Source organism: Streptomyces sp. iso_384 (assembly GCF_056172905.1).
Window position 1 is genome coordinate 92,572 of sequence record NZ_JBWBTT010000001.1, and the last position, 19,848, is coordinate 112,419.

General features: G+C 72.8%; 16 protein-coding genes. 9 read left to right on the plus strand and 7 right to left on the minus strand.

What is annotated here, in order from left to right:
• Positions 1 to 108 precede the first annotated feature (108 nt).
• Positions 109 to 705 carry a TetR/AcrR family transcriptional regulator gene (locus AC0VY3_RS00410; protein ID WP_103511969.1) on the plus strand — a complete coding sequence of 199 codons (597 nt, stop codon included), beginning with the start codon at positions 109 to 111 and terminating at the stop codon, positions 703 to 705.
• A gap of 26 nt (positions 706 to 731) precedes the next feature.
• Here AC0VY3_RS00410 and AC0VY3_RS00415 read toward each other — a convergent pair whose 3' ends face one another.
• A complete protein-coding gene (locus AC0VY3_RS00415; RefSeq protein ID WP_103511968.1) occupies positions 732 to 1,316 on the minus strand; it encodes an Lrp/AsnC family transcriptional regulator in 585 nt (194 codons plus the stop codon).
• A gap of 258 nt (positions 1,317 to 1,574) precedes the next feature.
• Here AC0VY3_RS00415 and pdhA point away from each other — a divergent pair, with 258 nt between their 5' ends.
• The 7 genes from pdhA to AC0VY3_RS00450 all read left to right on the plus strand — a co-directional run bounded on the left by pdhA (position 1,575) and on the right by AC0VY3_RS00450 (position 10,035).
• A complete protein-coding gene (pdhA, locus tag AC0VY3_RS00420; RefSeq protein ID WP_103511967.1) occupies positions 1,575 to 2,735 on the plus strand; it encodes a pyruvate dehydrogenase (acetyl-transferring) E1 component subunit alpha in 1,161 nt (386 codons plus the stop codon).
• Positions 2,732 to 3,763: an alpha-ketoacid dehydrogenase subunit beta gene (locus AC0VY3_RS00425; protein ID WP_098025346.1), complete on the plus strand. Its 1,032-nt coding sequence runs from the start codon at positions 2,732 to 2,734 to the stop codon at positions 3,761 to 3,763. The genes pdhA and AC0VY3_RS00425 overlap by 4 nt, the downstream gene beginning before the upstream one ends.
• The gene (locus AC0VY3_RS00430) at positions 3,763 to 5,220 is read left to right on the plus strand and encodes a dihydrolipoamide acetyltransferase family protein (protein ID WP_475548642.1); all 1,458 of its coding nucleotides are present in this window, start codon (positions 3,763 to 3,765) and stop codon (positions 5,218 to 5,220) included. Before AC0VY3_RS00425 ends, AC0VY3_RS00430 begins: the two co-directional genes overlap by 1 nt.
• 100 nt (positions 5,221 to 5,320) lie before the next feature.
• Positions 5,321 to 6,235, plus strand: coding sequence for an NTP transferase domain-containing protein (locus AC0VY3_RS00435; RefSeq protein WP_475548643.1), 915 nt, complete (start codon positions 5,321 to 5,323; stop codon positions 6,233 to 6,235).
• Entirely contained in the window at positions 6,232 to 7,917 is a 1,686-nt protein-coding gene (locus AC0VY3_RS00440; protein WP_475548644.1) for a molybdopterin molybdotransferase MoeA, read from the plus strand. Before AC0VY3_RS00435 ends, AC0VY3_RS00440 begins: the two co-directional genes overlap by 4 nt.
• Entirely contained in the window at positions 7,875 to 9,011 is a 1,137-nt protein-coding gene (locus AC0VY3_RS00445; protein ID WP_103511965.1) for a potassium channel family protein, read from the plus strand. The genes AC0VY3_RS00440 and AC0VY3_RS00445 overlap by 43 nt, the downstream gene beginning before the upstream one ends.
• 31 nt (positions 9,012 to 9,042) lie before the next feature.
• Complete coding sequence (locus AC0VY3_RS00450; RefSeq protein ID WP_475548645.1) at positions 9,043 to 10,035, plus strand: NAD(P)H-quinone oxidoreductase; 993 nt, start codon at positions 9,043 to 9,045, stop codon at positions 10,033 to 10,035.
• 128 nt (positions 10,036 to 10,163) lie between these two features.
• Here the strand turns inward: AC0VY3_RS00450 and AC0VY3_RS00455 are convergent, their stop codons facing one another.
• From AC0VY3_RS00455 to AC0VY3_RS00480, 6 genes are all read right to left on the minus strand, one after another.
• Positions 10,164 to 10,712, minus strand: a complete 549-nt coding sequence (locus AC0VY3_RS00455) for a bacterial proteasome activator family protein (protein WP_073776059.1) — start codon at positions 10,710 to 10,712, stop codon at positions 10,164 to 10,166.
• 109 nt (positions 10,713 to 10,821) lie between these two features.
• Positions 10,822 to 13,686: an FtsX-like permease family protein gene (locus AC0VY3_RS00460; RefSeq protein WP_475548646.1), complete on the minus strand. Its 2,865-nt coding sequence runs from the start codon at positions 13,684 to 13,686 to the stop codon at positions 10,822 to 10,824.
• Positions 13,683 to 14,465, minus strand: a complete 783-nt coding sequence (locus AC0VY3_RS00465; protein WP_103511963.1) for an ABC transporter ATP-binding protein — start codon at positions 14,463 to 14,465, stop codon at positions 13,683 to 13,685. The genes AC0VY3_RS00460 and AC0VY3_RS00465 overlap by 4 nt, the downstream gene beginning before the upstream one ends.
• 155 nt (positions 14,466 to 14,620) lie before the next feature.
• Positions 14,621 to 15,244, minus strand: coding sequence for a PadR family transcriptional regulator (locus AC0VY3_RS00470; RefSeq protein WP_475548647.1), 624 nt, complete (start codon positions 15,242 to 15,244; stop codon positions 14,621 to 14,623).
• An 82-nt stretch (positions 15,245 to 15,326) separates the two neighbouring features.
• Positions 15,327 to 15,746, minus strand: coding sequence for a hypothetical protein (locus AC0VY3_RS00475; protein WP_475548648.1), 420 nt, complete (start codon positions 15,744 to 15,746; stop codon positions 15,327 to 15,329).
• A 487-nt stretch (positions 15,747 to 16,233) separates the two neighbouring features.
• Complete coding sequence (locus AC0VY3_RS00480; protein ID WP_242743212.1) at positions 16,234 to 17,877, minus strand: protein kinase domain-containing protein; 1,644 nt, start codon at positions 17,875 to 17,877, stop codon at positions 16,234 to 16,236.
• 362 nt (positions 17,878 to 18,239) lie between these two features.
• Between AC0VY3_RS00480 and AC0VY3_RS00485 the strand changes: the two genes are divergently transcribed.
• Complete coding sequence (locus AC0VY3_RS00485; RefSeq protein WP_475548649.1) at positions 18,240 to 19,835, plus strand: protein kinase domain-containing protein; 1,596 nt, start codon at positions 18,240 to 18,242, stop codon at positions 19,833 to 19,835.
• The last annotated feature ends 13 nt before the right edge of the window (positions 19,836 to 19,848 follow it).

The following is a 19,848-nucleotide window of genomic DNA, read 5'->3' on the forward strand; positions in this document are numbered from 1 at the left end:
GAGTAACCGAACGATCGGTCGGGACAAGGGGCCCCGGGAAAACCTGTGGACAACTTCGATGGTCCCCGCCTGTGCGGGGCTGATCCCTCATGGGGGAGGATCGCGGACATGACCACGGCCAAGCGGGACACGTACACACCGGAGACCCTGCTCACCGTCGCCGTCCGTGTGTTCAACGAGCGCGGCTACGACGGCACGTCCATGGAGCACCTCTCCCGGGCGGCGGGCATCTCGAAATCCTCCATCTACCACCATGTGGCGGGCAAGGAGGAGCTGCTGCGCCGGGCCGTGAGCCGGGCGCTCGACGGACTCTTCGCGATCCTCGACGAGCCGGGGGCGCAGCGCGGGCGCGCGGTCGAGCGGGTCGAGTACGTCACGCGCCGGACCGTCGACGTGCTGATGGCCGAGGTCCCCTACGTCACCCTGCTGCTGCGGGTGCGCGGCAACACGAAGACGGAGCGCTGGGCGCTGGAGCGCCGCCGCGAGTTCGACCAGCGGGTGTCGGAGCTGCTCCAGGCGGCGGTCGCCGAGGGCGACCTCCGGGCGGACGTGGACATACGGCTGGCGACCCGGCTGCTGTTCGGCATGGTGAACTCGCTGGTCGAGTGGTACCGGCCGCAGCCGGGCGGTTTCCCGGGGGAGGAACAGCTCGCGGACACGGTCGTCCAGCTGGCCTTCGAGGGGATGCGGGCGAACGGCCGCTGAGCCCGCCGCCCTGCCCGTCGGCGAGGTCAGGCGAGTTCGGCCGGCCGGTCCGGGCGCGGGCCGAGGTCCGTCTCCTCGAACACCAGCAGGGTGCGCGTGGAGAGCACCTCGGGGATGGACTGGATCCGGGTGAGGACCAGCTCGCGCAGTGCCCGGTTGTCCGGCGTGTGCACCAGCAGCAGTACGTCGAAGTCGCCGCTGACCAGCGCGATGTGCGTGGCCCCGGGCAGCGCCTGGAGCTGTTCGCGCACGGTGCGCCAGGAGTTCTGCACGATCTTGAGCGTGATGTACGCGGATGCCCCCTGGCCCGCCCGCTCGTGGTCGACCCGGGCGCCGAAGCCACGGATCACCCCGTCCTCGACGAGCCGGTTGATCCGGGCGTAGGCGTTGGCACGCGAGACGTGGACCCGTTCGGCCACGGACCGTATCGAGGCGCGGCCGTCCGTCTGGAGGATCCGCAGGATGTCGCGGTCGATGGCGTCCAGCGGCCGGGCGGGCGGAACAGCGGCCGGCTCCGGCGCGGGGGCGGCGGCCGACGGTGTCGCGCCGGGCGGTGTCGCGGTGGGCGAGGTCGGGCGGGTCTGGCCCTGCTCCTCGCCGCCGTCGGCCATTTGTTCAGCTGCCATCGGCCCGCGCCTCCCTGTCGTGGACGACCTGTACCCATCCCAGGCTGTGGAGAACCGTTTGTCCACAGGCTGGCGGTGCCTGTAGCCAAAATGCCCCCGCGACCGAACAATCGGTAGGTGAGGCACACCACACCCGTGCCTCGCCCAGTCCTCGATGTCTCGCTCCCGATCGACACCATCGACACCCATCGACACCGCCGATCGACACCCCTCGATCTCCCTCGATGCCAGGAGGTGCTCCTCATGACGGTCCAAGAGCTGCCCGGCGCGGCCGCCTACCGGCCCACGCCGCCCCCGGCCTGGAAGCCGATCACCGACCCCGCCCCGCTGCTCCCGGATCCGGAGCCCTACCGGGTGCTCGGTACGGACGCGGTCGCCGACGTCGATCCCGAGCTGTTGCTGCGGCTCCACGCCGAGCTGGTCCGCGGGCGCCGCTACAACGCCCAGGCGACCGCGCTGACGAAGCAGGGCCGACTGGCGGTCTACCCGTCGAGCACCGGCCAGGAGGCGTGCGAGATCGCCGCCGCCCTGGTCCTGGAGGAGCGCGACTGGCTCTTCCCCAGCTACCGCGACACGCTGGCCGCCGTCGCGCGCGGTCTGGACCCGGTCGAGGCGCTGACCCTGCTGCGCGGCGACCGGCACACCGGCTACGACCCGCGAGAGCACCGCATCGCCCCGCTGTGCACCCCGCTCGCCACCCAGCTCCCGCACGCCGTGGGGCTGGCGCACGCCGCCCGGCTCAAGGGCGACGATGTGGTGGCGCTCGCCATGGTCGGCGACGGCGGCACCAGCGAGGGTGACTTCCACGAGGCGCTGAACTTCGCGGCCGTCTGGAAGGCCCCGGTCGTCTTCTTCGTCCAGAACAACGGTTTCGCGATCTCCGTTCCGCTGGCCAAGCAGACCGCCGCCCCCTCCCTGGCCCACAAGGCCGTCGGATACGGAATGCCGGGCCGCCTCGTCGACGGCAACGACGCCGCCGCGGTGCACCAAGTGCTGAGTGAGGCCGTGGCCCGGGCCCGGCGCGGCGAGGGCCCGACGCTGGTCGAGGCGGTCACCTACCGCATGGAAGCCCACACCAACGCCGACGACGCCACCCGCTACCGGGTCGACAGCGAGGTCGAGACCTGGAAGGCGCACGACCCGGTGCGGCTCCTGGAGCGCGAGCTGACGGAGCGCGGGCTTTTGGACGACGCGGGCATCGAGCAGGCGAAGGAGGCCGCCGAGCGCATGGCCGCCGCCCTGCGCGACCGGATGAACGCCGATCCGGAGCTGACCCCGATGGACCTCTTCACCCATGTCTACGCCGAGCAGACCAGCCAGCTCCGGGAGCAGGCCGCGGCTCTGCGCGCCGAGCTGGACGCCGAGCAGGACCACGACGAGCACAGCGCGGAGGCAGGACGATGACCACCGCGGCAGCGACGGCCGGCGGACGTACGGCGAAGGCGAAACCGGCCACGATGGCGCAGGCCCTCGGGCGGGCGCTGCGCGACTCGATGGCCGAGGACCCCACGGTCCATGTGCTCGGTGAGGACGTGGGCACGCTCGGCGGGGTCTTCCGGATCACCGACGGGCTGGCGAAGGAGTTCGGCGACGACCGCTGCACCGACACCCCGCTGGCCGAGGCGGGCATCCTCGGCGCGGCCGTCGGCATGGCGATGTACGGGCTGCGGCCCGTGGTGGAGATGCAGTTCGACGCGTTCGCCTACCCGGCGTTCGAGCAGCTGATGAGCCATGTCGCCAAGATGCGCAACCGCACCGGCGGGGCCATGCCGCTGCCCATCACCGTGCGGGTGCCGTACGGCGGCGGCATCGGCGGGGTCGAGCACCACAGCGACTCCTCCGAGGCGTACTACATGGCCACCCCCGGTCTGCACGTCGTCACCCCGGCCACGGTCGAGGACGCGTACGGGCTGCTGCGGCAGTCGATCGCCTCGGACGACCCGGTGGTGTTCCTGGAGCCGAAGCGGCTCTACTGGTCCAAGGCCGACTGGTCGCCCGAGGCCCCCGCCGCGGTCGAGCCGATCGGCAAGGCGGTGGTGCGCCGCTCCGGCCGCAGCGCCACACTGATCACGTACGGGCCCTCGCTGCCGGTCTGTATGGAGGCTGCCGAAGCCGCGGTCGCCGAGGGCTGGGACCTCGAAGTGGTGGACCTGCGTTCACTGGTGCCGTTCGACGACGAGACGGTGGCCGCTTCGGTGCGGCGCACCGGACGCGCGGTCGTCGTCCACGAATCCCCCGGCTTCGGCGGGCCCGGCGGTGAGATCGCGGCCCGGATCACCGAGCGGTGCTTCCACCATCTGGAGGCCCCGGTGCTGCGGGTGGCCGGGTTCGACATCCCCTATCCGCCGCCCATGCTGGAGCGGCACCATCTGCCGGGAGTGGACCGGGTGCTCGACGCGGTGGCCCGGCTGCAGTGGGAGGCGGACAGCTGATGGCCCAGGTGCTGGAATTCAAGCTGCCGGACCTCGGTGAGGGACTGACCGAGGCGGAGATCGTCCGCTGGCTGGTGGAGGTCGGCGATGTCGTCGCCATCGACCAGCCCGTGGTCGAGGTCGAGACGGCCAAGGCCATGGTGGAGGTGCCCTGCCCCTACGGGGGTGTGGTGACCGCACGGTTCGGCGAGGAGGGTACGGAACTTCCCGTCGGCGCACCGTTGCTGACGGTCGCCGTCGGAGCAGCGGAGGGGCCGGTCTCCTCCCCCTCTTCGCCCTCCTCCTCCGGCTCTTCGCCCTCCCCCTCCGGCTCCGGCACGGAGTCCTCGGGCGGCTCGGGGAACGTGCTCGTGGGGTACGGGACCGGCGCACCGGCGGCACGCCGTCGGCGTATTCGTCCGGACCGGCTCGACCGGGCGGTGGCCGACGTCGTCGTGACCGCCCCGGCCACGGCCCCCGTGACCGCGATCGTGACCGCGACGGTTGCCACCGAGCCGGACGCGGTGGCGGTGGACCGGGAGGGCCCCCTGCCGGTGGTCTCTCCGCTGGTACGCCGGCTGGCCCGGCAGCACGACATCGATCTGCGGCGGCTGGCGGGTTCGGGTCCGGACGGGCTGATCCTGCGCGCCGACGTCGACCGGGCGATCCGGACGGCGGAGGCCGGTACCGGGACGGTGACGGCAGGTTCGGCACATGCCCCGGCCCAGGCCCAGCCGGCGGCGGCCGCAGCCCCGACCGGCGTTCCCGCTGCCGTCGACGCCGAGCGGATCCCGCTGCGCGGGGTGCGCGGAGCGGTCGCCGACAAGCTGTCGCGCAGCCGGACCGAGATCCCGGACGCCACCTGCTGGGTCGACGCCGACGCCACCGAACTGATGGCGGTCCGGGCCGCGATGAACGCCGCCACGGGCCCGTCCGCCGGGCCCAAGGTGTCGGTCCTGGCCCTCCTGGCGCGGATCTGCACGGCGGCGCTGGCCCGGTTCCCCGAGCTCAACGCCACCGTGGACACGGCGGCCCGGGAGATCGTCCGGCTGCCCGGCGTGCACCTCGGGTTCGCGGCCCAGACCGAGCGGGGCCTCGTCGTTCCGGTCGTCCGGGACGCGCACACCCGTAACGCCGAGTCGGTCGGGGCCGAGATCGCCCGGCTGACCGAGCTGGCGCGGACCGGGAAGCTCAGCCCGGCCCAGCTGACCGGGGGCACGTTCACGCTGAACAACTACGGGGTGTTCGGGGTCGACGGTTCGACGCCGATCATCAACCACCCGGAAGCGGCGATGCTCGGCGTCGGCCGGATCATGCCCAAGCCCTGGGTGCACCAGGGCGAACTGGCCGTACGTCAGGTCGTCCAGCTGTCCCTCACCTTCGACCACCGGGTGTGCGACGGCGGAACGGCGGGCGGCTTCCTCCGGTATGTGGCGGACTGCGTGGAGCAGCCGGCGGTGCTGCTGCGCACCCTGTAGCCGTGCATCCGGCGTCGTCACCCACGCGCCCCCGCCAGGTCGGGGTCTTCCACCCACCCCGGCGGGGGCGTCGCTCCGGGGCGCCGCCCATACTCGACGTATGACCGCCTACGACGTGATCGTCCTTGCCGGCGGGGCCGCGAAGCGGCTCGGCGGCGCCGACAAGCCAGGAGTCCGGGTGGGCGGCCGGGCGCTGCTCGACCGGGTCCTCGCGGCCTGCGCCGGCGCGGCCCGGACCGTCGTGGTGGGCGGTCGTCGAGCCACCGTCCGGCCGGTCGTCTGGACCCGGGAAGTGCCCGAGGGCGGCGGTCCGTTGGCGGCGCTGGGCGCGGGTCTGCGGCTGACAACGGCGGAGCGCGTTCTCGTGCTCTCCGCCGACCTTCCGTTCCTCCGCCCGGAGACGGTCGACGCCCTGCTCGCCGCCGTCGGACAGCCCGGCCGGGAAGGGGTCCTGTGCACCGACCCCGACGGGCGCGACCAGCCGCTCGTGGCCGCCTACCGCGCCGAGCCGCTCCGCCGGGAGCTGGCCCTGATCGCCACCGAGCACGGAAGCCTCGCCGGGCTGCCGCTCCGGCTCCTGACGGCGGAGCTGGACCTCGCCCGGGTCGAGGCGGGCCCCGACGCCGCGTTCGACTGCGACACTTGGGACGACATCGCCGCCGCCAGAGCCCGGATCAGGGAGCATGGGGCCGTGCTGGACGAATGGATCACCTCGGTCAAGAACGAACTGGGTATCGACCTCGACGTCGACACCGGTGTCCTGCTCGACCTCGCCCGTGACGCCGCGCACGGAGTCGCCCGGCCCGCTGCTCCGCTCACGACCTTCCTGGTCGGGTACGCGGCGGCCAGGGCGAGCGCCGGCGCGGGGCCCGACGAGGCCGCCGCAGCGGTCGCGGAGGCCGCTCGCAAGGCCACCGCCCTCGCTCTGCGCTGGGAGGCGGAGGCGAGTGCGGGAGGCGATGCGGCGGGCGGGGCCAAGCCCGACGCGGGCCGCGAAGGGACCGGGACACCATGACGGGCCCCGGCGGGCCGCACCGTGAGCCCGGCGGCGACGGCAGCGACCTCGCACGCGAGGAGGAGGAGCGGGCCGTGGAGCAGGCGCTCGCCCTGGTCGGCGGGACGACCCTGCGCCCGAGCCGCGGTCGCGGCACCCCCGGCACCCCCGGCGCTTCCGGCGGTGACTTGAGCAGCGGCCCGAGCGGGAGCCCGGACAGCGACCGCCCGGGCAACAGCGTCCCGACCGGCAACGGCCCGGACAGAGGAGTCCCGCCCGGCAGCGCCCGGGCCGGCGGCTCCCCGGCCGGCAACGGTCCAAGTGCAGACAGCCGTTCTGACGGCGTTCGTGCCGCCGCCCAGGCATCCGGAAGCGATCAGCGACCCCGGCCCGACCGGTCCTCCTCCGAAGCTCCCACGCCGAACGCCGAGCCGGTCACGCCGAAGGCCCCGCCGCTGTCCTGGGACCGGGCGCGGGCGGTCGCCACCAGGGCCGGGCGGACCGGGCCGCCCGCGACGATCCGGCTGCCGCTCGACCGGGCGCTGGGCCATGTGCTGGCCGAGCCGCTCGGTGCGCTCACCGACCTGCCGTCCTTCGACACCTCGGCCATGGACGGCTGGGCGGTCGCCGGACCGGGCCCCTGGGCGTACGAGGCCGGGGCGGGGCTTCTCGCCGGACGGGGCCCGGACACCCCGCTGCCCGACGGCACCGCCGTACGGATCGCCACCGGCGCCCGCGTACCGCCCGACACCACGGCGGTCATCCGCAGCGAGCACGCGCACCCCGACGAGGCCAAGGGGCTGTTGCACGCGCGGCGGTCCGTGGTCACCGGACAGGACATCAGGCCCCGCGGCCAGGAGTGCCGTTCGGGCGAGCAGCTCGTTCCGGCCGGGACGGTCGTGACCCCGGCCGTGCTCGGCCTCGCCGCGGCCGCCGGGTACGACGCGCTGCCCGCCGTGCCCCGTCCGCGCGTCGACATCCTCGTCCTCGGCGACGAACTGCTCGCCGCCGGCCTGCCGCACGACGGGCTGATCCGTGACGCTCTGGGCCCCATGCTCGGCCCCTGGCTGCGGGCCCTGGGCGCCGAGGTCTCCGGGCCCGTCCGCCTCGGGGACGACGCCGGGGCCCTGCGCGACGCCCTCGCCTCCTCCGACGCCGACCTGATCGTCACCACCGGCGGTACCGCCTCCGGCCCGGTCGACCATGTGCACCCGGTCCTCGACGCCCTCGGGGCCGAACTGCTGGTGGACGGGGTCGCGGTCCGCCCCGGCCACCCCATGCTGCTGGCGCGCCTGCCGGCCGCCGGGCAGGCGGAGGGGCAGGCGGAGGGGCCGTATCTGGTCGGGCTGCCCGGCAATCCGCTCGCGGCCGTATCCGGGCTGCTGACGCTCGCGGAACCGCTGCTCGCGGGCATCGCGGGCCGCCCCGCCCAGGACGCGTACCGGGCCCTCGTCCATGCCGAGGTGCACGGGCACCCGCACGACACCCGCCTCGTCCCCGTGGTGCACCGCGCGGGCCGTGCGGGCGGCCGGGACCATGTCGCACCACTCCGCTACAACGGGCCCGCCATGCTGCGGGGCATCGCCGCGGCGGACGGGTTGGCCGTCGTGCCGCCGGGCGGGGTACGGTCCGGCACCGAGGTGGAGATTCTGGATCTCCCATGGGCCCCGGCGACGCCGTGGACGGAAGGGTGTTTCACGTGAAACTTCCCGGCCATGATGCGATGGCCAGGCGAGCCGACGAAGTGGTCGTGCCGACCCGGGTGATGCTCCCCCGCCGGGTTGTCGACGGCCCGGCCCGTCAGGTCGGCAAGCGCCTGCTGATGGCGCTGCTCGTGCTGACCGCGACCGTGCTGATCGTCTGGCTCGACCGTGACGGCTACAACGACACCGCCGACGGCAAGGTCGATCTGCTCGACGCGATCTACTACGCGACGGTCACTCTCTCCACCACCGGATACGGCGACATCACGCCGGCCAGCGACGGAGCCAGGCTGATCAATGTGGTGCTCGTGACACCGCTGCGCGTGCTCTTCCTGATCATCCTGGTCGGTACCACCCTCGAAGTCCTCACGGAACGGACCCGGGAGGACTTCCGGCTGAAGCGTTGGAGATCCAACTTGCGTGACCACACTGTCGTCGTCGGCTTCGGTACGAAGGGCCGCTCGGCAATCCTGACACTCTGTTCCACCGGGCTGCGGAAGGACCAGATCGTCGTTGTCGATCCGGCCACCAAGGTGATCGAGGCGGCCAACGCCGAGGGCTTCACCGGCGTCCTCGGCGACGCCACCCGCAGTGATGTCCTGCTGCGCGCCGAGCTCCAGAAGGCCCGTCAGATCATCATCGCCACCCAGCGCGACGACACCGCCGTGCTGGTGGCCCTGACCGCGCGACAGCTGAACCGCGGGGCGAAGATCGTGGCGGCGGTGCGTGAGGAGGAGAACGCGCCTCTCCTGCGGCAGTCCGGCGCCGACGCCGTCATCACCAGCGCCAGCGCAGCCGGCCGGCTGCTCGGCCTCTCCGTCCTCAGCCCCAGCGCGGGCACGGTGATGGAGGATCTGATCCAGCAGGGCAGCGGACTCGACCTGGTGGAAAGGCCGGTCATAAAGGCCGAGGTGGGCAAGAACGTACGGGAGACGGAGGACCTCGTCGTCAGTGTCCTGCGCGGGCACCGGCTGCTCGGTTACGACGACCCGCAGGCCAGCCCGCTGCAGCTGACGGACCGGCTCATCACCATCGTCCGCAAGAGCCCCAGCACACCCTCCGTGCCGCACAACTCGCTGCCGCCGCGCCCCTGAACGCACGCTCCGCCGGAGTAGCCTCGCGGCCATGCATGCGATCACGATTCCTGAACCCGGCGGCCCCGAGGCGCTCGTGTGGGCCGAGGTGCCCGATCCCGTACCCGGCGACGGCGAGGTCCTCGTCGAGGTCGTCTCCAGTGCCGTGAACCGTGCCGACGTGCTCCAGCGGCAGGGCTTCTACAACCCGCCGCCCGGCGCGTCCCCCTACCCCGGTCTGGAGTGCGCGGGCCGCATCCTCGCGCTCGGCCCCGGGGTGACCGGCTGGGCGGTCGGCGACGCGGTGTGCGCGCTGCTGGCGGGCGGCGGTTACGCGGAGAAGGTCGCCGTTCCGGTGGGCCAGCTCCTGCCCGTACCGGAGGGCGTCGACCTGGTGGAGGCCGCGGCGCTGCCCGAGGTCACCGCGACGGTCTGGTCGAACGTGTTCATGGTTTCTCACCTCCGCCCTGGCGAGACCTTCCTGGTCCACGGCGGCTCCAGCGGCATCGGCACGATGGCGATCCAGCTGGCGAAGGCGGTCGGCGCCCGGGTCGCGGTCACGGCGGGCAGCCCGGAGAAGCTCGCCCGGTGCGCCGAACTGGGGGCGGACATCCTCGTCAACTACCGCGAGCAGGACTTCGTCGAGGAGATCCGGGAGAACACCGCCGGAGCGGGGGCCGACGTCATCCTGGACCTCATCGGCGCCAAGTACCTGGACCGGAACGTCCAGGCGCTCGCCGTCAACGGTCGCCTCGCGATCATCGGACTCCAGGGCGGGGCCAAGGGCGAGCTGAACCTCGGCGCCCTGCTGACCAAGCGGGCCGCCGTCACCGCGACCTCGCTGCGCGGTCGCCCGCTCCACGAGAAGGCCGCCATCGTCGCCGCCGTAAGCGAGCACGTGTGGCCGCTGATCGCCGACGGGGTGGTCCGGCCCGTGGTGGACCGGGCGCTGCCGATGGCGGACGCGGCCGAGGCGCACCGGGTGCTGGAGTCCAGCGCGCACATCGGCAAGGTCCTGCTGACCGCACCGTCGGCCGGCGCCTGACCCGTAACGACGCCCGACCTCGGCGGACAGGACGCCCACACGTACGACGAAGGGGCCCGGCGGCACACCACACGGTGTGCCGCCGGGCCCCTCGCGGTCGGTCCTCGGTCTCCGGGGAGATTACGGGTTTACAGATACGGGCCCGAACGGATCGGGCCGTGCGGGTCCGCGCCGCCTTCCTCGTCCTCGTGGCCCATGCCCGGCGGCAGGGCCCGGCGCATCTGCTCCAGCTGGGCGCGGGCCGCCATCTGCTGCGCGAACAGTGCCGTCTGGATGCCGTGGAAAAGCCCCTCCAGCCAGCCCACGAGCTGTGCCTGGGCGATCCGCAGCTCGGCCTCGGAGGGCACCGACTCCTCGGTGAAAGGCAGCGAGAGCCGTTCCAGCTCCTCGACCAGCTCGGGCGCCAGGCCGTCCTCCAGCTCCTTCACGGAGCTGGCGTGGATCTCCTTGAGCCTGACCCGGCTCGCCTCGTCGAGAGGAGCCGCCCTGACCTCTTCCAGAAGCTGCTTGATCATGCTGCCGATGCGCATGACCTTCGCGGGCTGTTCCACCATTTCCGTCACCGGGACCTCGCGCGACTCGTCGTCACTGGCACCGCCGCCGATAGCCATTCCGTCCTGGCCCACGACAAGGACCTGCGGGTGCTCCTGCGACCGGTCATTCCTCGGCATTTCCATGCCGCCATTGTCTCGCACACATGCCGTACCCCACGGTGGTGCCCCCGAAAACGGATGATCCACCGTCCTCGGGGGCACCGGATCCCTTCCCGGAGCGCCGGAAGGGCGTTCAGCCCGCGCGCCGGGCCAGGGCCGGCCGGGAGCTGGTGAGGGCGGCGGCCAGCAGTCCGGCGAGCACCGGGACGACCAGGGCCAGCAGCCCGATGGTCTCCCACGGCATCACGATCGGCGTGTACGCCGACTCCATCGGGTCCTCGCGCATCTTCTCCAGAGCCGCGCGCAGATCGGTCAGGCGCAGGGCGACCGCGGGCACGAGCCCTGCCGCCGTTCCCAGGAGTACGCCGGTCAGGGCGACGACCAGGCACTGGAAGCCGGACAGCGAACGCCGTACGCCCGGGGGCGCGCCCACCGCGCTGAGGGTGGTGAGGTCGGCCTCCGCGTCGGCCTTGGACAGCCCGGTCGTGATGGCCGCGGCGCCCAGGGTCACCACTCCGGCGAAGAGGGCGAGGATCAGCAGGATCGTGTCGTCCTCCGTCCGGTACTGCTCGTTCGAGGTCATGAGGTACCCATGGCCACCGGCCCGTTGGAGCGCGGAGTAGGCCGCCTGGTGTTCGGCGTCCGTGGGTTCGCGGGTGATCGGGTAGAAGCTGCCGTGGTCCTCGACATGCAGGCCGAGCCGCTGCGCGGTCTGCTTCGGCATGACCATCCGGATGCCCGGCGTCGCCGCGAAGCGGTCCTCCGCGACGTAGACCTTCAGCTGATCCGTGGAGGTGCGGGCCTTGCCGGGGTGCAGGGCCCGGTTCTTCTTGTCGCGGTCGTTGTAGATGTGCGCGGCCTTGAGGGTGACCTCGCCGTTCTTCGCGTAGGCCGAGTTCAGCAGGACGGGCGTGCCCTCGGCCAGGGCCTTCACCGCCGCCGGGTCGTCGAGCTTCACGTACGTGGAGAGCACGTCCGCGCCCCCGACGACGATCTTGTGCTCGTCGGAGCCGAACGCGACCATCGTGTAGTTCTCGTCCATGCAGGCCGGGGAGTTCATCAGCCGCTTGTGTTCGTCGGCCGAGACCCGCAGGGCCAGCTCCTTGGCGCCCTTGCCCTTCAGCGGGCAGGAGTGGGCCTTGCCGGTGGGCTTGACGAGTTCGAGGGTGCCGCAGCCGGCCTCGTCCTCCTCGTAGTAGGCCGTGCAGTCGCTGCCGGCCCAGACCCGTCCGATGTCGGCGCGCCCGCCGCTGACCGGGAAGTTCTGCTCGACGGCCGCCCGGGAGCGCGCCAGATCGGCGGTGTCGTCGCTGTCGCCGGAGTCCATCATCGCGACGGTGCCCGGGGTCATGTTGGGTACGAAGTCGTACTCCTGCTCGGCGGCGTTGCTGCTGGTGTACGTGGCGATGGCGATGCTGCCCGCGACGGCCGCCATCACGGCGGCGACGGCGGGTGCGGTACGGCCCCGGTTGCGGGCCGCGTCGCGCAGGGCGATCCGGGGCGTCAGCGGGAGCCGTCGGCCGAGCCGGCCGAGGAGGCCGACGATCACCGGGATGCAGCAGAGGACGCCCAGCTCGGCGAGGACGGATCCACCGGCGACGAGATTGGTGCTGCCGTTGATCCCGCCGTAGACCGCGATCGCGACGCCGACCGTGAGCGCGATGACACCGATGACGGGCAGCACCCGGGAGCTGCGGCGGATACCGCGCCGGCCGGTGAGCGACTCCAGGACCGACTGGCGGCCCGCGACGATCGCCGGGGCGAGCGCGGCGAGGACACCGGTGACCAGGCCGAGCACGGCGATGCCGAGGATCTCCCAGGGCCGTACGGTCAGTTCGCCGAAGCGGTTGCCCGTGTAGTCCTCGATCATCGGGCGGAACAGGGCGGTCAGGCCGAACCCGGCGCCGACCCCGGCCACCGCGCCGACCCCGCCGAGCACCGCGCCGCCCGCGAGCACCACGGCCCGGACCTGGCCCCGGCTGCCGCCGCACGAACCGACCAGACCCAGCTGGCGGCGCGAGCGGCGGGCGCCCACGGCGAACGCCGGACCGGCCAGCAGCACGATCTCCAGGAGAGCCATGGCGGTCACCGTGAGAGCGGCCGCGGTCAGCTCCGTGTTCGTGTCGAACGAGTCGCCCATCATGGACGCCATCGGCACCTCGGAGTCCGGCGGCGGATTCAGGACGACCTGGCGGGATGTGACCACCACGCCCTTCTCGTTGGCGGCGAGGATGTCCTGCCAGGTCACGCCCGCTCCGGACGGGACCTTGACCAGCCACTTCAGGTCGGTCGCCTGGGGCGGCAGGACGGTCTTGTCGCCGTCGGCGGTCTTCTGCCAGGGGGCGATGACCGAGCCGGGGAGCGCGTAGAGGGAGTCGGCCCGCAGGTCGGCGGGGAGTTCGACGGCGCCGGTGAGCGTGTAGGTCCGGTCGGGGCCGCGCACGGTGATGCGGTCGCCGACGGACAGCCCGGACGACTCGATGAACTTCTCGGTCGCCGCGATCTCGTCGGCGGCCCGGGGGAAGCTTCCGTCGGTCAGTTCGACCCGGCCGCGCAGCATCGGGTCGCCGATGCGCAGTTCGGTGATCTCGGTGTCGGTGATGCCGTGGCGGGTGGTCACCGACGCGGGCACGCTCCGCTCGGTGAGGTGCCGTGCGCCCTCGGGGAAGGTCGCGGTCACGTCGACCGGCCTCGCCTGCTCCTCGGGCGTGGGGTCGGCGGTGTCATCGGCCGGGTTCCAGCTGATGCCGTCGGGCATCTGCTGAAGCTTCATCGGGCCCATGCTCGTGGCCGTGAACCGGGCGTCGGCCGAGCCCAGCTCGGCCGTCAGCTCCTCGGCCTTGGTGGGCAGGGCGCTGCGGTAGGTGAGGTCGGCGGCGGTCACACCGAGGACCGGCAGGGCGATCATCGCGACGACCAGGGCGCTGCGGCCCTTGGCCCGTGCGGCGTCGCGCCGGGCTATGCGGAAGGCGGCGCGCCAACCGGGGAGGGGGTTCACGTGGCGGCCTCGGCGGTTCCGGCGGAGAGGAGGGAGTCGGCTCCGGTGGTGAGCGTCTGGTCGACGATCGAGCCGTCCCGGAGGAAGACGACCCGGTCGGCCCAGGCCGCGTAACGGGGCTCATGGGTGACCATGACGCCGGCCGCGCCCTGGTCGCAGCGGGTGCGCAGCAGGGCGAGGACGGACTCGCCGGTCTCGGAGTCGAGTGCTCCGGTCGGCTCGTCGGCCAGCACGAGGCGCCGGTCGCCGACGAGGGCGCGGGCGATGGCGACGCGCTGCTGCTGGCCGCCGGACATCTCGTCGGGGAAGCGGTCGGCGATCTCCTCCAGCTTCATCTCGGCCAGTGCGGCGAGGGCCTCCTTGCGGGCCTTGCGCACGGAGACGCCGTCGAGTTCGCGGGGCAGCGCGATGTTCTCGGCGGCGGTCAGGGCGGGGATGAGGTTGTAGTCCTGGAAGACGTAGCCGACGCTGCGGCGGCGCAGGGCGGCCATTCCCTTGGGGCCGAGGGTGGCGATGTCCTGGCCCTCGATGACCACCTGGCCGCTGGTGGCGGTGTCGAGCCCGCCGGCCAGGGTCAGCAGGGTGGACTTGCCGGAGCCGGAGGGTCCCATCACGGCGACCAGTTCGCCCGGGTGGACGGAGAGGTGGATTCCGCGCAGGGCGTGCACCTCGGCGATGCCGGAGCCGTGGGTACGGGTCAGCGCCCGCAGTTCGAGTACGGGGCTGCCGCCGGGCGTCCCGGAGGACGGCGGGGGCGGGGGTGTGGCGGACGAGGGCATGACGGGTGGTTCCCCCTAGGAACGGACTGGGTCAGGTGTGGGCGGCGGCGCCGGGACCGGTACTGGCATCACGCGCTGCGGGTGACGGCGGTACGGGCATCGCCCGGGCTGCGGGCGACCGCGAACCGGCGTCGGCCGAGCCGGGCGCGGCGGCGTCAGCGCTGGGAGCGGGTGCGGCCGGCCGGCGAGCGGGCCGGACCGCGGGTGGCCGCGGGGCCGGGCTCGTCGGCGGGCTCGACGGCGGCGGCCTCGGCGAGGCGGACGAGCCGGGACTCGCAGTGGTCGAGCCAGCGGGCCTCGGCCTCCGCCTGGAAGATCAGCTGCTCCACGACGAGCAGCCAGGCGACCTCGTCCCGGTTGGCCGGGACGTCGGCCAGGGCCTGGGCCTTGAGCCGGGTGTAGTCCTGCATCGCCTTGAGCGTGTGGTGGCGCTGGGACTGGATGACGTCGCGGATGTCGACGCCCGGCGCGCCGACGGCCATGGCGAGCTTGATGGCCAGCTCGTCGCGGGGCGGACTGGTGCGGTCCACGGGCGTCCCGAACCAGGTGCGCAGCTCGGCGCGGCCGTCGTCGGTGATCGCGTAGAGGTCGTGCCCGGCGTCGTCCGTACCGTCCTGGACGACCATGCCGTCGCGTTCCAGGCGGCTGAGCGTCGTGTAGACCTGCCCGACGTTCAGGGGCCAGGTGGAGCCGGTGCGCGACTCGAACTCGGTGCGGAGCCGGGACCCGTAACGCGGGCCTCGCTCCAGCAGGGCCAGCAGGCCGTGACGAATGGACATACTGAGTATGTATACCGAGTATGTTCGTCCTGGCAAGTCTCTACGGTCGCCGGGGAGGAGGCGGATCCACAGGGCGCGACGCTCAGTTCGTGCGGCGCATACGGAACGCGAGGAAGCCGAGCCCCAGACCGACCAGGGCGATGCCCGAACCGAGCGAGACCTGCTGTACGCGGCGTACGTCCGCGGCGTCCATAGCCTGCCCGGCCCGCTGCCCCGGATCGGTGAAGGCACTGGACGGCGGAGGGGAAACGGGCAGGTCGACGGCGTCCACCACCGGCTCCTCGGCCTCCTCGGGCTCGACCTCCGCGACGGGATCCTCGGCCCGCGCCTGCTCCAGCGGTGACAGCGAACGCCCGGGGCGCTCCTTCCCGGCCCCGGCCTCGCGCCCGGCCAGCGGGGCGGTCGACCCGGAGACATCGGGAGAAGCGGAAGCGGAGGAGGAGGGTTCCGGCGGGTCGGCCCCGGGCCCGGCGGGGGGCTGCGCGCCGCGCCAGGTCGACACCGGGGAGGACGGGACCGGGCCGGTCCCCGACGCTCCGGGGACCGGAACGCCGGACGGCAGGGGCAGGGCGGAAGGAAACGCCGAGGGGGACGTGGAGCCCGATGGGACGGGCGGCGGAGAGGCCGGTTCGGCGGACGTGGTGGCCGCGGGGCTCGACCTCCCGGGGGCCGTGGCGGTCACGGACGGCGGACCGTCGGGCGCCGACGAACCGTGGGCTGAGCCCGCCGACGGGCCCAGCGCCGCTCCGACCGCCGCCAGCAGACAGACCGCACACCTCGACGGCCACGCGGCCGGAAGTCCTGGAGCCATGAGATCAGCGTCACACGCGCCCCTGTATCCGGCATCCCGGACGCGGTATCCGGAAGTCAGGGGCTCTTTACCGGTCCGCTTACCGGTCCACGACGAAGATCCGGCGAGATCCGTGGACCCGTAACGATCAGCTTCGGACACCTCCCGGCCGGGCGGTGTCCGACGTACCGGCGGAGGTTCAGGAGGGCTTGCCGGTGGAGACCTTCAGCTCGAAGTGCGCGCCGCGCTCGTCGACCGCGGCACCGGAGGACGGGAACTGGCCGACGACCTGGCCGTCGGCGTAGGTGTTGCCCGGCTCCTCGATCTCCTTGATCGTCCAGCCGGCGGCGGCGGCACACGCCTTCGCCGACAGGATGTCCTTGTAGATGAAGCTGGGCGCGCGGACCTTCTTCGGGTCGTTGGAGTCCTCGGACGCGCCGGAGCACTCCGTGTCCTTCATCGTCCGGTTGCGCTCCGGCGGGCGGTAGCCCTCCACCTGCTCGGTGCCCGTGCCCTTGTCGCCGTCCTTGCCCGCCTCGTCGTCCTTGCCCTGGAGGGCGATGGCGGTGATCAGGCCGCCGATGGCCAGCAGGGCGACGACGATCGAGCCGACGACGACCGGCATGTTCCGCTTGGAGCCGCCGCGGTCGGTGGTGCCGACGGCCGTGGAGTGCTGCGGGCTGATCGAGTACGGCGGCGGGGTCTGGTGGGACAGGGGGCCCGGGGTCGGGTAGCCCTGGACCTGGCCGGACTGCGGGTAGCCGTAGCTCGGCGTGGGCGCCGGGGTCGGCTGGCTGTACGGGCCGGGCTGCTGGTGCTGCGGATGCGGCTGGTACGGCGTCTGCACGCCGTGCGGCGCCGGGGTGCTCTGGTCGACCGGCGGGAACACCGCCGAACCGACACCGGAACCGCTGTTGGCGGGACCGCCGCCGGCCACGATCACCGGGGCGCCGGTCTGGCCGCCGAAGGCGTTCAGCACCCGGGCGATCTCGTCGCGCATCGCGGCGGCGCTCGGGAAGCGCTCGTTCGGGTTCTTCTTGAGGGCGCGGGCGACGAGGGCGTCCATCGCCGGGGTGACCGCCCGGTTGATGCTGGAGGGCGCGACCGGCTCCTCCTGCACATGTGCGTACGCGATGGCCAGCGGCGAGTCCGCGTCGAACGGGATCCGGCCGGTGAGCAGCTGGAAGAGCATGATGCCGACCGAGTACAGGTCGGAGCGGGCGTCGACGCCGCGGCCCAGGGCCTGCTCGGGCGAGAGGTACTGCGGGGTGCCGACGACCATGCCGGTCTGGGTCATCGAGGTGACGCCGGACTGCATGGCGCGGGCGATGCCGAAGTCCATGACCTTGACGACGCCGCGCTTGGTCATCATCACGTTGCCGGGCTTGATGTCCCGGTGGACCAGGCCCATCTCGTGGCTGGTCTCCAGGGCGGCGAGCACGTCCGCCGTCACCTTGAGGGCCTTGTCGGCCGGCATCGCGCCGTGATCGCGGATGTCGGCGGCCAGCACCGAGCCGAGCGGCTGCCCCTCGACGTACTCCATGACGATGTACGGCATCAGCGCACCGCCGAGCTCGTCCTCGCCGGTGTCGAAGACGGAGACGATGTTGGTGTGCTGGAGCTTGGCGACGGCCTGCGCCTCGCGCCGGAAGCGCTCGCGGAAGGACTGCTCGCGGCCGAGCTCGGTGTGCAGGGTCTTGATCGCCACCTGGCGGTCCAGGGCGGAGTCGTAGGCCAGGTAGACAGAGGCCATCCCGCCCTCGCCGAGCAGGTCGCGCAGCTGGTAGCGGCCGCCCGCGACCGCCCCGCCCGCATAGCGGCCCTGTGCGCCGTCCTGGCTCATGACTTGCATCCCCCTCGGCGGCGCGCGGTCGCACGCGGTGTTTCTGTTCGTCGTGTTTTTGTCTGACGTGATGGCGTGCGACGCGGTTCCCGTACAACGCGATTACGCGCCAAGTCTGCCGTAGGGGTCCGACACGTCAAGCCGGGTGCCCGTTCCGTGACCCTACGCACAAGAAGCGTCTCGGAAGCGTTACAGGAAACGCATCAAATTCAGGTGGAGGACGCGCCGGGCGGTCCGATGATCCTGCCGCAGCGGAACCGGGGTGTCCGGCGGAGGCTGTAGCGTGACGTGGCAATGCAGCAAGTGCAGCAAGGCACCGTGAGAACCCGCGGACGCGCGGACAGATACGACGGCGAGGACTGATGGCACCCGATTCCGAAGCAAACGGCGGCGGAGTTTCGGATGGCACCGACTCCTGGGGCGTCGGCGGCGTCGTCGGTGACGGACGTTACCGGATGACCCACCGGCTCGGCCGGGGCGGCATGGCGGAGGTCTACGCGGCGGAGGACGTCCGGCTCGGACGGACGGTCGCGGTGAAGCTGCTCCGCTCCGACCTGGCCGAGGACCCGGTCTCCAAGGCCCGCTTCACCCGCGAGGCACAGTCCGTCGCGGGCCTCAACCACCACGCGATCGTCGCCGTGTACGACTCCGGCGAGGACGTCGTGGGCGGCCAGACCGTGCCGTACATCGTGATGGAGCTGGTCGAGGGCCGCACCATCCGCGACCTCCTCCTGACCGCCGAGGCCCCGCCGCCCGAGCAGGCGCTGATCATCGTCTCGGGCGTGCTGGAGGCCCTGGCGTACTCGCACCAGCACGGCATCGTGCACCGCGACATCAAGCCCGCCAACGTGATCATCACGGACTCCGGCGCGGTCAAGGTGATGGACTTCGGCATCGCCCGCGCGCTGCACGGCGCGCAGTCGACGATGACCCAGACCGGCATGGTCATGGGCACCCCGCAGTACCTCTCCCCCGAGCAGGCGCTCGGCAAGGCCGTCGACCACCGGTCCGACCTGTACGCCACCGGCTGCCTGCTCTACGAGCTGCTGGCGCTGCGGCCCCCGTTCACCGGCGAGACCCCGCTCTCGGTGGTCTACCAGCACGTCCAGGACATTCCGGTGCCGCCGTCCGAGGTCTCGGACGTGGTGCCGCCGGAGCTGGACGGGATGGTGATGCGCTCGCTGGCGAAGGACCCGGACGACCGGTTCCAGAGCGCCGAGGAGATGCGCGGGCTCGTCCAGTACAGCCTGCAGATGCTCCAGGTGCAGGGCGGTCACACGGGCACCTGGAACACCGGCCCGGTCACGCTGCACGAGGGCGGCCAGACCCCGCCGCACGGGATGACCGGCTCCACCCGCGCCATGGGCACGGGCCACCCGATGCACGGGGACACCTCGCAGGGTCCGATCCTGCCCCCGTACAACCCGGACGACGGCGGGTACGACGGTGGCGGCGGGCAGCGGCGCTCCGGCGGGCGCGGCAAGATGTGGCTCTTCGTCCTGCTCGCGCTGATCGCGATCGGAGCGGGCGTCGCCTTCGCCCTCAACGCGGCGCAGGGTGACGGCGGCGGCAGGAAGAAGCCGGTCACCCCGTCCACCTCGGTCAGCCAGTCCGAGGAGGAGCCCTCGGAGGAGCCGTCCGAGGAGGAGAGCGATGAGCCGGAGGATCCGGACACCTCCGACGGCGGTCAGACGCAGCCCAACCCGCCGCCGTGGACCCCGGACCCGACACCGAGCGAGCCCACGTTCAGCCCGTCCCCGACCCCGACCGACACGGACGCCGGTACGTCGGACGGCAGCACGAACGAGGGCAGCAGCGGCGAGCCCACCGGCGATCCGACCGATCCGAGCACCGACCCCGGCACCCCGGGCGGCGCCGTCGAGGGCGGGGCCGGCGGGGACGAAGGCGGTACGGGCACGACGCCCGGCGACCCGGCGGCCGGCGGCGCGGCGACGTAGCCGGACACCACGG

Bases quoted from the DNA above. Each gene is read 5' to 3' on its own strand.
- AC0VY3_RS00410 (WP_103511969.1), top strand. From the start codon at position 109: ATGACCACGGCCAAGCGGGACACGTACACACCGGAGACCCTGCTCACC.
- AC0VY3_RS00415 (WP_103511968.1), bottom strand. From the start codon at position 1,316: ATGGCCGACGGCGGCGAGGAGCAGGGCCAGACCCGCCCGACCTCGCCC.
- pdhA (WP_103511967.1), top strand. From the start codon at position 1,575: ATGACGGTCCAAGAGCTGCCCGGCGCGGCCGCCTACCGGCCCACGCCG.
- AC0VY3_RS00425 (WP_098025346.1), top strand. From the start codon at position 2,732: ATGACCACCGCGGCAGCGACGGCCGGCGGACGTACGGCGAAGGCGAAA.
- AC0VY3_RS00430 (WP_475548642.1), top strand. From the start codon at position 3,763: ATGGCCCAGGTGCTGGAATTCAAGCTGCCGGACCTCGGTGAGGGACTG.
- AC0VY3_RS00435 (WP_475548643.1), top strand. From the start codon at position 5,321: ATGACCGCCTACGACGTGATCGTCCTTGCCGGCGGGGCCGCGAAGCGG.
- AC0VY3_RS00440 (WP_475548644.1), top strand. From the start codon at position 6,232: ATGACGGGCCCCGGCGGGCCGCACCGTGAGCCCGGCGGCGACGGCAGC.
- AC0VY3_RS00445 (WP_103511965.1), top strand. From the start codon at position 7,875: ATGGGCCCCGGCGACGCCGTGGACGGAAGGGTGTTTCACGTGAAACTT.
- AC0VY3_RS00450 (WP_475548645.1), top strand. From the start codon at position 9,043: ATGCATGCGATCACGATTCCTGAACCCGGCGGCCCCGAGGCGCTCGTG.
- AC0VY3_RS00455 (WP_073776059.1), bottom strand. From the start codon at position 10,712: ATGGAAATGCCGAGGAATGACCGGTCGCAGGAGCACCCGCAGGTCCTT.
- AC0VY3_RS00465 (WP_103511963.1), bottom strand. From the start codon at position 14,465: ATGCCCTCGTCCGCCACACCCCCGCCCCCGCCGTCCTCCGGGACGCCC.
- AC0VY3_RS00470 (WP_475548647.1), bottom strand. From the start codon at position 15,244: ATGTCCATTCGTCACGGCCTGCTGGCCCTGCTGGAGCGAGGCCCGCGT.
- AC0VY3_RS00480 (WP_242743212.1), bottom strand. From the start codon at position 17,877: ATGAGCCAGGACGGCGCACAGGGCCGCTATGCGGGCGGGGCGGTCGCG.
- AC0VY3_RS00485 (WP_475548649.1), top strand. From the start codon at position 18,240: ATGGCACCCGATTCCGAAGCAAACGGCGGCGGAGTTTCGGATGGCACC.